At 43.8% G+C, this 12,698-nt stretch carries 11 protein-coding genes; 4 read left to right on the top strand and 7 right to left on the bottom strand.

All coding sequences use genetic code 11. The features are described from left to right. Positions 1-1,098 (top strand): GerAB/ArcD/ProY family transporter, encoded by a 1,098-nt coding sequence (locus tag AC4HCY_RS03100; RefSeq protein ID WP_255227671.1) that lies wholly within the window; start codon positions 1-3, stop codon positions 1,096-1,098. 11 nt (positions 1,099-1,109) lie between these two features. Here AC4HCY_RS03100 and AC4HCY_RS03095 read toward each other — a convergent pair whose 3' ends face one another. From AC4HCY_RS03095 to AC4HCY_RS03065, 7 genes are all read right to left on the bottom strand, one after another. After that, a complete protein-coding gene (locus tag AC4HCY_RS03095) occupies positions 1,110-4,130 on the bottom strand; it encodes an efflux RND transporter permease subunit (protein WP_255227670.1) in 3,021 nt (1,006 codons plus the stop codon). Positions 4,131-4,147: 17 nt separating this feature from the next. Further along, the gene (locus AC4HCY_RS03090; protein ID WP_491095360.1) at positions 4,148-5,350 is read right to left on the bottom strand and encodes an efflux RND transporter periplasmic adaptor subunit; all 1,203 of its coding nucleotides are present in this window, start codon (positions 5,348-5,350) and stop codon (positions 4,148-4,150) included. Positions 5,351-5,512: 162 nt separating this feature from the next. Then, a complete protein-coding gene (locus AC4HCY_RS03085; protein ID WP_255227668.1) occupies positions 5,513-6,115 on the bottom strand; it encodes a TetR/AcrR family transcriptional regulator in 603 nt (200 codons plus the stop codon). A gap of 49 nt (positions 6,116-6,164) precedes the next feature. Beyond that, positions 6,165-7,415 carry a BaiN/RdsA family NAD(P)/FAD-dependent oxidoreductase gene (locus tag AC4HCY_RS03080; protein WP_323432896.1) on the bottom strand — a complete coding sequence of 417 codons (1,251 nt, stop codon included), beginning with the start codon at positions 7,413-7,415 and terminating at the stop codon, positions 6,165-6,167. A gap of 251 nt (positions 7,416-7,666) precedes the next feature. Continuing rightward, positions 7,667-8,311 (bottom strand): PHP-associated domain-containing protein, encoded by a 645-nt coding sequence (locus tag AC4HCY_RS03075; RefSeq protein ID WP_491095359.1) that lies wholly within the window; start codon positions 8,309-8,311, stop codon positions 7,667-7,669. Between the two features lie 101 nt (positions 8,312-8,412). Then, the gene (locus tag AC4HCY_RS03070) at positions 8,413-9,648 is read right to left on the bottom strand and encodes a glycosyltransferase family 4 protein (protein WP_323432894.1); all 1,236 of its coding nucleotides are present in this window, start codon (positions 9,646-9,648) and stop codon (positions 8,413-8,415) included. A 1-nt stretch (position 9,649) separates the two neighbouring features. After that, entirely contained in the window at positions 9,650-10,606 is a 957-nt protein-coding gene (locus AC4HCY_RS03065; RefSeq protein ID WP_255227664.1) for a GTP pyrophosphokinase, read from the bottom strand. Positions 10,607-10,968: 362 nt separating this feature from the next. Here AC4HCY_RS03065 and AC4HCY_RS03060 point away from each other — a divergent pair, with 362 nt between their 5' ends. The 3 genes from AC4HCY_RS03060 to AC4HCY_RS03050 are packed head-to-tail and all read left to right on the top strand — an operon-like array spanning position 10,969 to position 12,692. Further along, positions 10,969-11,517: a bifunctional transcriptional activator/DNA repair enzyme AdaA gene (locus AC4HCY_RS03060; protein ID WP_255227663.1), complete on the top strand. Its 549-nt coding sequence runs from the start codon at positions 10,969-10,971 to the stop codon at positions 11,515-11,517. After that, a complete protein-coding gene (locus AC4HCY_RS03055; protein WP_491095358.1) occupies positions 11,514-11,990 on the top strand; it encodes a methylated-DNA--[protein]-cysteine S-methyltransferase in 477 nt (158 codons plus the stop codon). Before AC4HCY_RS03060 ends, AC4HCY_RS03055 begins: the two co-directional genes overlap by 4 nt. Further along, positions 11,991-12,692: a (Fe-S)-binding protein gene (locus AC4HCY_RS03050; RefSeq protein ID WP_491095357.1), complete on the top strand. Its 702-nt coding sequence runs from the start codon at positions 11,991-11,993 to the stop codon at positions 12,690-12,692. Positions 12,693-12,698: the final 6 nt, after the last annotated feature.

Below are 12,698 nucleotides of genomic sequence, written 5' to 3'. Positions count from 1 at the left end.
ATGCTGGAAAATAAAGGCAAGATTTCTTTAAGGCAGACCCTCCTTTTATATCTGACATTGATATTCTCCCCCTCAATACGCTTTGTCTCCACATACACCGCTCATATAGCGAAACAAGCCTCTTATCTAATGCCTATAATAGCATTATTTTCTCTATATATCATGTTCTTATTGCTGGATAAAACTATTAAGAAATATAACGATAAGCCTATGACTACTATTATCACTCTAATCATAGGAAAGACCGCCGGTAAAATATTATTGACAGTGTATGCTTTGTGGATTTTGATCATGACAGCCCTTTTCACCAGATATTACGCCGAAAGACTTGTAACTTCAATATTTTCTGATACAAACATAAGCATATTTATAGCCATCATGCTTATTATTGTGCTTATTACATTAAAATCAGGACTGACTATATTGGCAAGAATGAATGAAATAATCAACCCAATCATAGGTATAGTATTTTTTCTTCTGGTTATCTTTTTATTGCCTCAAGTAAAATTAAAGAATTTGATGCCCATAAGCTACATAGACATATTGCCGGTCCTTAAATCAAGCCCAGGCACAATCTCTCTATGGGGATATATATTTTTTATTTTTTTGATAAGTGATGAAATAAGCCATAAGGAAAATTTAATGAAGCAAAGTTTATATGCATCGTTGTACCTCGCATTCTATACTATAGTGCTTTTAATAGTAGTAATAGGTTCTCTCGGATCCTCCGTCACTGAAAAGTCTCCCTTGCCATTTATGTCTGCAGTAAAGCTGATATCTGTGTTTGACATATTGGAAAAAATTGAATCCTTTGCAGTAATAGTATGGGTTCTGAGTGACTTTGTTCTTATTGCTACTCTTTCTTACATAACTCTAAGGCTTATCGGAACCATCTTTAATCTAAAGGATGAAAAGCCTCTTTTAAATATTTTCATATTGGTATTATATCTTTTAGCCTTATTGATCACTGTACGCAAATTTGACCTGGAGCGTTTTTCCTACACTGTAGCAAATATAGGGGATATTGCCCTTACATTGATCATACCTCCCATTATTTTGCTTATCGGCTTAATGAAAAAAAAGAAAAAGGCGGCCTAAGCTACATCAGCCTAAGCTGCCTTTTTTTCAAATATGCTGTATACTACCGGTATCACCACCAATGTCAGCAATGTGGATATCATCAAACCGCTCATAAGCGACACAGCCATGGGCACCATGAGGCTGCTGCCGCCCAATGCCAAAGGGATCAGCCCTATTACGGTAGTAATGGTGGTCAGCATGATGGGCCGGAATCTCTTATTCACCGCATCTATGCAGGCTGTGTTTACATCCTTACTCTCGCTTCTTTCTGCATTTATAAAGTCTACAAGCAGTATGGCGTTGTTTACCACTATGCCCGCAAGACTTACAATTCCTAAAAGCGCAGTAAAGGACAAGGGCTGTCTGAACAATGCCAGGCCCAAAATTGATCCTATTACAGATAGGGGTATGGTTATGAGTATTATAAGAGGCTGCAGGAACGATCCGAACTGGAACAGCAGTATGATATAAACAAGCATCACCGCAAATATTGCAGATACTCCCAAATCCCCAAAATACTGGACTATCTTTTCTCTTTCACCGTCAAAGATTATTGATACATTGCCCACATCCGCACCTTTCAGCTTTTCCCCCAGGCTTCTTTCAATATCCACAGGATTATATCCGGTTTTAACATCGCTTAAAACCATTACGGCCATCTCTCGGTTGTATTTTTTTATCTGAGGGTACTGATGGGCGACGCTTATCGGTGCAACGGATTTCAGCAATGCTTTATTGCCGGTTACGGAAGATTTGACAGCCAGATTTTCCAGTTCCTCTTTGGACCTTATATCCCCCTCAACCTTTATATTATATTCACTTCCTTGCTGACGGAGCTTGCTGGGCACCCTTCCCATCAAGGCTATGTTTATCTCATTCTGCACATCATAGGAGCTGAGCCCGTAATAAGCTGCCAAATCAGGGGCCAAAGCCACATCATATTGATATATTCTGTCTGCATGATCATCTTCTATATTCATGGTGCCCGGTATTTCCTTCAGTAAGGACTTTATAAGGCCGGCCGTTTGCACCAGCGCATCCATATCCTTGCCGGAGACTCTCACAACCACAGGTGCTCCTGTAGGTTCAGCCAGCTCCAGCAGCTTTACAACCACCTTGCCCCCGGCAATCTTTCTATCGATCTCGGATTGAAGGTAATCGGAAAATTCTGAGTTGGTTTTGAATCTCCCGCCCTTCTTCAAGTCAACTCTCAGCAAGATCTGAGAAAAATCCTTTGAGGGTGTGCTTATAGGTACCGCATTGTAAAACTTTGGAAGTCCGTCACCGATAGCGGCGGTATAAAACTTTATTTCCTTTTGATCTTCCAGTATGCTAAACACATCTTCAGTTATCTCTTCCGTTTTTGCCAGATCATTGCTTCTTTCGCTGGTTATATTGATATACATCATATCCTTATCGGCATAGGGGAAAAATTGGAGCCCCAGCTGCAAAGCCATAAATATGGATAGGGCAAACGCTGCCACGGATAAAGCAACTGCCCGGCCTCTCCGCTTGAGAGCCTTATCCAGCAAGCTCATAAAAAACTTTCTTGCGGAATAGTTATGCTTTCTATCTTTGCTGGGCTTGAAAAAAATATATGCCAGGGAAGGGGTGACAAAAAGAGCAGTTATATAGGAAGCGCTCAAAGATATTATCACTATCAAAGGTACGCTTATAACATACTCCCCGGCTACCGAGTTCAGCATCAGCAAAGGTATAAATGCAGCAACTGTGGTCAAGGTGGAGGTAAAAACAGGCACTGCCACCTCTCTCACACCGCCTACACAAGCATCCATCCTGTCATCGCCCCTGTCCAGCCTGACCTGGATTGCGTCGCTGGTGACTATGGCATTATCCACCAGCATCCCCAAAGCGATTATGAGAGCAGATATGGATATCTGGTGGATCTTTATTCCCAGGAGGCTCATGATAACAAAGGTTGCCATGATAGATAGCGGTATGGCTGTGGATACAACTATGGCGTTTTTAAGTCCCATTCCCGCAAACACCACAATTATTACAAAGATCATGCCCTCGATCAGATTCAGTATAAAGTCATTGGTAGCCTTTGCCACATCCTCAGGTTGAAAGAGGATCTTATCCAAAACCAAATCCTCAGGAAGCTTTTCCATAAGCTTTGTCATAGTTTTTTCAACCTTTTTGCCCACTTCAACTATATTTTTGTTTTTTACAAAGTATCCGGTCAGAAGCACTGAGTTTTTGCCATTATATTTTACTTTATAGTTGGAATCCTCCAACCCCATTTCAACCCGGGCTATGTCCTTGAGTCTGACGGATATCCCGCTTTCGGGTGAGACATATACTACGGTATTTTTTATATCCTCTATATCCTCATACCGGCTTGAAACCATGACATTTATTGTGCTGCTCCCCTCTATGGCACCAGAAGGTATTTCAACATTAGAAGCTTTTATTATATTGACAAGGTCCTGCAGCGAAAGCATATATTGGTTGAGCTTCGATATGTCTGCAACCACCTTTACTTCTTTCTTCTGCACCCCATCTATATCAAATCTGGATACTCCTTCTATCTTCATCAGTTCGCTTTTCAAGCCCTCTGCGAAAAACTCCAGCTCTTCGTAGCTGTACTTTTCCCCCGACAGGCTTATTATCATTCCTGCGGTATCTGCCAGGTCAGTCTCGATATCGATCTTGCCGCAATCCTTGGGAAGCTCATTTTGCAGATCATCCATCTTCTCCCTCAGGGCTGCCCAGGCTTTGTCAATATCCGCACCATTTCTCAGCCTCATTATTACAATGCTGGCACTATTGCGGGAGTATGATTGGGAATAATCATAGCCCTCTATCTCAACCAATTTATCTTCTATCGTTTTGGTCACCAGCTTTTCTACTATTTCAGGGGAAGCCCCCGGGTATATGGCTGTCATCATGGCAAAAGGAGGCGTGATGTCCGGATCTTCCTGCTTTGGTATCATGAAATAGTTGTAGAGGCCAAATATCATTACAGCGGCTGCCATAACGAAGGTTATCTTCTTATTGCGTATGGCAGCAGCAATAGCTTTCATCATCGTTCCATCCCCCTTAGTCATCGGATGATTTCTATCTTATCCCCGTGACTTATGCTCTTGATCCCTTCAAGTATCAACATTTCTCCCTTATTGAGCCCTGTGACTTCCACCATGTCCCCCTGTACCTTGCCTATCTTGATCTCCTTTTTTTGGGCTATTCCATTATCCGATAAATATACATAATCGTAGTCCCCCCTCAATACGCTGTTTAGGGGTATCATAACCGCATTATACTCTCCTGCGGGGACAGAGACCTTTACCACTGATCCTGCAGGCAGGTCTGCGTTTTCCAGCACTGCTTCCGCATTATAGGTCTGGGTTTCCATATCCATTATTTTTGATATGTTCTTTATTTTCCCGTCATATAGGGCCCCTTTTGACTCAATAGTGATCCTATCTCCCAGTTTCACCTCTGCAGCATCCTCTTGCGTCAATCCGAAGCTCACTATACTGTCGGCGCTGCCCAGTATCACAACTGGATAGCCGGCAGCTATCAGTTCGCCTTGCTCCGACAGCACTTCCATGACATAGCCATCCATGTCGGCTTTCAAATCAGCATCCGCTAATGCGCTTTGTTTGTATCTAAGGTCAGTATCAGCCTGGTCCAGCTGGGATTTGAGAGCTTGCTTATCTTCCTCCCTGGCACCCTTCTCAGCCTGCTGGAGCATGGTCTTTGCACCTATGTATTCCTGCTCCCTGATGCTGAGCTCCAGCTCCGCCTTATCTAAATCCTGCTTTGACATGCCTCCCCCTTCGTATACCTTTCGAGCTTTCTCAAGGCTGTCCCGGGCAAATTCATAGGCTTTTTGCGCCTTTACTACATTTGCGGAAGCCAAATCAATATCCTCCGCAGTAGCTCCATTCAAAGCCTTTGAATATTGGGCCTCTGCACCCGCCTTAGCAGCCCGTGCAGCTTCCACGGCAAAGCTAAGATCCTTAGTGTCCAAAAGAGCTATAGTTTCTCCTTTTTTTACTTTTTGTCCTTGCTCTGCCTTGATGGCCGCTATTTTTCCGGAAGCTTTGAAGCTAAGCTTTTTTACTGTCTCGGGCTTTACAGTTCCTATATAGTGGAGCTCCTTCGTACTTGCTGTTTCCTTTACCTCAATAGCTCTAACAGGTTTCTTTATATCTTCCTCAGCATTTTTAGGAGCTGTCCCCTTGCATCCTGTAAGCGTCAAGACCAGTATGACCGCTCCCAGCAGTAACATTTTATTTTTCATCCGCATGACCCCCGATTATTAGCAGTATTTAAACGCTTGTTTTAAATATATGTTTTAATTTTAGCATTGATGAAGATGCTAATCAATAAAATTTATGGAAAGTTGCAAAAATATTGTGATAAGCTGAAAAATTATTCTTCCCGATGCTGATATGAGAAAAGATTATGCCAGGACAGTATCGATAAGAAGCTTCATATAATCCTCCAGATCCTCCTTGCTCCGGAGACATATCACGGAATGCTCGTGAGAGAAGCTATCTTCCACCAGCCTGTTTATAACGGGGCCTAAAATTCCCGAGAAGATCTGAAGATATTTGAGGTTCAGCAGCTTTTCATCATCTGATTTTATGATGGCTCCGATAATTCCTCTTATCATGGCCTGCAGCTCTTTGTTGAGATATATCTTCTGGATCAATGCCGGTTTGTAGCTCCTATCCTCTGTCGCAAGATTCACTATCAAGCCAATGAGAGCAGGGTATTGAGCTATAAAGCCTGCCATGCTTTTGGCCCAGTCCAATATCTTGTCATAGGGTGATAGCTCCTGGGAGGTCAGTATGTTATATTGGATATTATATAGAGAGGTAGAGTAATGATATTCTACTTCCTTCAGAAGATTATTTTTATTTCCGAAGTAATAATTTATAGAGGCCACATTGACCCCTGCTATCTCCGTAAGCTCCCTTATCGTGACATCGCCTTTCAATCCGACCATATCTATGGCAGACTCTAATATTTTGCTTCTTGTATCCGACTCCATATTGCTCATAATAAAACCTCTTTTGATATATCTTTTAGTTTTATTCTACCATTGCTTTTTAATATTGTAAAACGGTGTCTTTTGACGCATTATATCCCGCTGCATACCCCGATGACCAGGCCCACTGCAGGTTAAAACCTCCGCAATCCCCGTCGATGTCCATTATTTCCCCGGAAAAATAGAGGCCGGGCTGGAGCCTGGACTCCATAGTCTTAGGATCGATGTCAGAGACATCTATCCCTCCTGCAGTCACCTGGGCTTCACTCCAGGATTGGGTGCCGGAAATAGGTATGACCCATCTCTTCAGCTTATGAGCTGCTGCTTTCACCTGCTCCCTGGATATATCCCCGCAAGGCATCGAAAGAGCGGCCACTCCCGCTTCCTTAAGAAGTATATTTATAAATCTTTTATTGATCAAGCCTATAAAGCTGAAATCAAAGGGCTTCGCCTGCCTGAGGGATGTCCTTCTTTCCAGCAATGATTCAAGGGCATCGAGAGCCATATGGGGAAACAGATCCAGTATGATATTGACTTTTTTGCCGTTTCTGAGCTGTTCTCCTGTGCACCGGCTCAGCTGGATCACCGGAGGCCCGGATACCCCATAATCCGTGAAGAGGATTTCTCCTCTTTCACGCCTAAGTATCCTGCCCTCAGATTCAACAGCCGCTTCACCGGTAATCTTTGCACCGGATAAAGCCTTAAGGTATGGGGCCTCCAATTTAAGCTTCACCAATGCGGGAAACGGCTCAACTATCCTATGACCGAAGGTCTTGGCCAAAGCATAGCCGCTTCCGTTGGAACCCAAGCCCGGATTGGCCTTGCCCCCGGCAGCCAGGATCACTTTATCGGCCCTGATTGCATCTTTATCCTTTAATTTTAAATTAAAGCCTTTTTTACCATGGCTTATAACCTCTGCCCTGGCATCGCAGATTTCTTGGACCCCCAGGCTTTCCATCTCATATCTCAGCACATCCAGCACGGAGGAAGCCTGGCCTGAAGCCGGAAATACCTTTCCCCCGTCTTCCTCTACACAGTATATCCCCAGATCCTCAAAAAAGCCCATGGCCGCCCTTTGATCAAACTGAGCCAAGGCGGCATAGGCAAAGGCTCTCTTGCTGCCGTGAAAGCTCTCTATATCCATATAAATATTGGTCAGATTGCATCTCCCGTTACCCGTAGCCAATAATTTTTTCCCCACTCTGGGAAGCTGCTCTACTACTGAAACATGAGCACCATTTCTCGCGGCCACGATAGCCGCCAGCATCCCCGATGCTCCGCCGCCTACTACAACTATTCTCAATTTATTCATCACCTATCAGTCTATATTATACATATTATTATATCACGGTTTTGATATTTTGAGCCCCTCGACCTGGACAGCCAGCATCAAGCAGGCTTTTACCGGTTCGCCGTCTATCAGCACGATGCAGGCACCGCATCCGTTTCCTTTCTCCTGACGGATGTTCCTATGTTGCTTTGAAAACTTTACGCAGTAGCTAGGGAGGGCAAAAAAATATTACTGCATGAAATACTATCCTTTCATGCAGTAATATATAAATCTCAAACTGCCTTCTTGCTGCGGCAGCAGTCTACGACTTCATAGATCCCCTTTTTATACTCCACGGGTATGGTATAACCTTCCTTTACCGCTTTGATAAAGCTTCTTTCGTCCTTCACCCAGTCCGGCATCTTGGTGGCGAACTTGCCTATCTGCTTCCTATGGTGGGCATCACTGCCCCCTAAAGCTGAGACCCCAAGCTCTATAGCCAGCTCAAAGGCCTTGTTGTTGTGATGCCATGGGGTGCTCCCGTTGAAAGCTTCTATACCCCACAGCAGATTCAACTGCCTTATATGATCTCCCATCCCTCTGTTGTTCTGCCTGTATGGATGAGAGCATACGGCCACGCCCCCCGCCTTGTCAACTATATCAGTCAATTCCTGTGCATGGATCTTTTTTCCCGGAAGCCTCTCCAGTCCGAATACGGTCATGTCCCCTTCAAAGGTCAATATCTCAGCTCCGGTGATTATCAGAAAGCCTGTTTCTTTCATCAAAGCTTCGGATTCTTTCTTTATTTCATTGCTCTCATGGTCTGTAATGCATACCCCATGAAGTCCCATCTCCATTGATCTGTATACTATTTCCTCCAGAGTGATAAAGCTGTCTCCAGAATATTTGCTTTCGTGCAAATGAGTGTCAATAAGCATTTCTATTCTCCTTGCATAATTATATCTATGTTAATTATAGTCTTTATGGAGTGAGTGTATGAAATGGATAATATCTATAGAAGCAAAAGTACCTATAGATATTATCTATAGGTACAAATAACTTTCTCGATTTTATCGAATACTGCCTCCCATGAAAATCTGCTCTTTATGATTGCCGGCACGTCTATAGGTATGGATTTTCCGTGTTTCACATCATCTATTTGCTGCCTTAAAGCCGAGGCCAATCTTCTTTCATAATTTGGCATTTCGCTTTCCAAAGGCTTATCAATGCCTTCCAAAACAGGCAATTTCACAAAGCTCACAACTCCTGACTTTGCTATGTCCTTACCCATCCACTGCCGCATGCCCGGCAGATCATTGGCAACCACTCTCAAGCCTGAGGCAAGAGCTTCGATAGTCACTAGAGACAACCCTTCATAGTAAGAAGGAAGAATAAATATATGGGATTCCCTATAGGCCTGTCCCAATGCCGGCTGGCTTATTTTGCCCAAAAATTCAATAGAGCAGGGGCTGCTCTCCGCCAGAGCCCTTATGACCTTTTCCTGAACTCCTGAACCCGAGCCTGCAAGTGCGAGACTTATTTCATCCGCTCCATAAGACAGCAAAGACATGGCAGTGATGAGCGAATTCACCCCTTTGGCAAAGCTGAGCTTGCCTGCATATATAAGCTTTATGGGCTTTGCCGCCGGCTTGACTCCCGGAGGATAAAAAATGCTTTCATCATAGCCTCCGCCTGTGACCATTATTCTATCTCTTTGAACACCGTACTTTTCAACAACGGCATCCCGCTGATGACTGCTCGGCGCTATTATTCCTTCCAGCTTTCTCACCCCATTGATAACATAATCCCTATGTCTTGAAGCGCAATCCAATTGCCTCAAATCAGTTCCATGGCATATTGCTATGGCGGCAATATCAGGCAGAAGCTCTTTAACATAAGCAGTAAGTATCCATAGATGGTGAGATATGATCATATCAGGCTTAAAGCTGCGGGCGGCTTCAACAATAACGGATTTGAAAGCCGCTTTCCACTTCTTTAGCATTTTCTCATCCATATCGCAGTATTTAGTGCTTTCATAAGGCATCACATCGCTCATTCCCGGCACAGGAAAAGGAAGCTCTTGGGTTTCAAATTCCACCTTATAAAAGGTTTCATCCGAAAGACCGCCAATATCCCATTTCTTATCCTTCGAAGATACACCGGCAATCAAAGCCTGCTCATAGCCTTTCATACCGCCTATTCTCAACAGATTTTCAGCAAATATTCCGCTTCCCGTCTCGCCGGGTTTTTGTGAAATTATATGAAGTATTCTCATATCAAACCCTCATCCGGCCCGTTAAATCCTTGCCCTTCTGATAATCGTCCAGTAAGGTAGGCTTTTCACTCAAAATCTGCTCTACCAATTGCTGCACTATATTTGTACTTTTAAAATTATGAGGCATGTTCTCTATATATTTATTTATATCCTCGGGTCTGTCCATACCTGCCTGTTTCAAGAAATTGAACAATATATCGGCCCTGCCCATGACTATTTCTTCCTCTTCTGCACCCATGAGCTCCTGCACCCTATTGTAAAGAAAGGATGCCAGTTCATAATGATTGGAAAATGGCACGGCTTGCCTGCTTACCCTTTCGTTGAAAGCCTTTTGAAGTCTCTTTAAGGCGATTTCTCCGGAAAGTATCATGCCGTTCAGTTCATCCAGGATTTCATATTCATCTCTTGAGAGCTTTCCGCTCAGAGGTTTATATACCAGATCATGCTCTACCTCAGCCCAGGCGTGCATGAGTACGGTAGCTATCTGAATCTCGATCAAAGCATCCGAATAGCTATTGTCCTCTTTATAATGCTGCGGCTTCAGCTTAACTCTATAGTGGGTGGCGTGATAGCCGGAAAAAACCTTTTTGTATATGCCTGAACCTCCATTGGGTTCTAAATCCTGGGGGAACTCTTTGATCTCAACGACATCAAAACTGCTCTTAACAAACTTCTCTACCTCTTCCTTATCTCCCGGGAAATATAAAGCGATTCTCACCCCCGCCAGATCAACTATATCCTCATAAATCTCTTCAATATTTTTATATTTGTTCTTCTCGTTTCTTTTGATCAGCTTATCCTTGAGCTTATCCGGCCTTTTTGCTCTATAGGTTACGATAGCTCTGATACCGGCCGTTTCCAGCTCGTTCTCGCATACTTGAGCGCAAAGCTTTGAAGCACCTTCATAATAATCAATATCCCTTATATATTGATTAAGAAACCGGCTTAAAACTTCCATATATACACCTCACTAAATAATTGCCCTGTTATAGGTTTTACCCTAATATCATTATAGCATTATTGTAATCAAGTTGATATTTTATGCGAAAATTTAAAAGAGCAAGACAAAATAGAAAGAAGGTAAATGAAGGAGCCTTCCTCTAAAACTCAAGCTTTGGCATAAAGATGATGCCATATTTACCTCCCAAATTGAATATCCAAAATTGAGAAGAAAGTCGCCTATGCCTATGCTATAATTGCAGTATCAGGCAGCAGATCCCCACCAGTGCACAAATGATCCTATGGCAAAGGCTTAGCGGGAGGTGCGGTTCCGGAAATACAGGACTATGAACCAAAAAAGAAAAAGGAGGCGGCAAAAAAATGACACAGGAAGAAATGTGGAAAGCAGTATCCGAAAATGATGCATCCTATGACGGTATCTTTTTCTATGCGGTCAGGTCCACCGGAATTTATTGCCGTCCCTCCTGCAAATCAAAAATACCGAGACGTGAAAATATTTGTTTTTTTGATACTGCGGAGCAAGCGAGAGCCGCCGGCTTTCGTCCCTGCAAGCGATGCAGAAGCGACCTTTTAGATTATCAGCCAATCAAAGAAATTGCAGAAAGGGCAAAACGGCTGCTGGAGGACTCCTTTCGCAAGAGATGTGGACTGAATCAGGAGCTGCGGCATCTGGGGGTGTCCCAGCGCCGCATGGTTGAAATCTTTAAGGACGAATACGGCGTTACGCTGTCTGAATATGTGGGCAATCTCCGTTTGGCGGAAGCAAAACGGCTGCTTTCAGATACCAATGACGAGATCATTGACATCGCATATTCCATAGGATTTGGCGGTCTATCATCGTTTTATCGCTTTTTCAAAAACAGTACAGGGTTATCCCCTGCTGCATACAGAAAGGAGCACAGAGAATGAGCAAGCACGCTTTCTATGATTTTGAATTTGGAATTTTGAAGATCGGATACACCGATACGGCAATCGTTTTGTTGAAGCAAGCGGAGCAAATTGATGCCGACAACGAGCCTTCTGCGCTTTCCGATCTGGCTTTTGAACAGATACGCGCATATCTCAAAGGCACGCGCAAGATATTCGACTTCCCATACGAGCTTCATGGCACGGAGTTTCAGAAAAAAGTGTGGAATGAGCTTTGTAAGATTCCTTATGGTGAAACCCGCACATATAAACAAATAGCGGCAGAGGTCGGCAATCCTAAAGCAAGCCGCGCAGTGGGCATGGCGAACAATAAAAACCCGATGATGCTCGCCGTTCCATGCCATCGGGTAATAGGAACAAACGGCGCTCTCACCGGTTACGCAGGCGGCCTTGATATGAAAAAAGCCCTGCTGGAGCTTGAGCGGAGCCAAGCGGCATACAAGGAGGGGCAGTAAATGAGCGGTATTAGGATTCCAAGTATTAAAATTTCTGATATTGATATGGGGACATGCTATTTTAACCCCGGCTGCGCACTAAGTATCTACAAGCCTGAATCCGGGCAAAAGTTACTGAATATGCTGAACAAACACTTCGGGCCGGTGCAGCTGCACAGCATTTGCTGTCATCACGATCCTAAGCTGCCCCATGGCTCTACCATCATAAATAACTGCGCAGGCTGCGACAGAAGATTCCGTTCCTTATATGAAGGAATAAAGACTATCTCACTATGGGAAGTATTGGACAGCATCGAAAATCTACCTCTGCCGGATCATACCGGACTGACGGTCTCGGTGCAAGACTCTTGCTCATACCGGCCAAAGCCCCAGGTACATGCTGCAGTCAGAAGGATTTTGCGGAAAATGAATATGGAAATCATCGAGTCCAAATACAGCGGAACAAGGTCCATCTGCTGTGGCGATAATTTCTATCCGCAGCTTTCGATCGGAAAAGTTACAGAGCTGCAAAAAAAGCGTGCTGCCCAGATGCCTTGCCAGGATGTTGTGGTCTATTGTGTATCCTGCATTAAATCCATGGCTATCGGTGGAAAAGTGCCCCATCACATGGCTGATCTTGTCTTAAGTGAAGAAACTGAACCACAAGAAACGAGAATCGATGTGTACCACGACACGCTGAATAAGTACATCGATGAGCACTAATCAGAG

Source organism: Lutispora sp. QWL-02, from assembly GCF_058315355.1.
The sequence above is the reverse complement of the archived record's forward strand: the minus strand, read 5'-3'. Positions and strand labels throughout refer to the sequence as shown.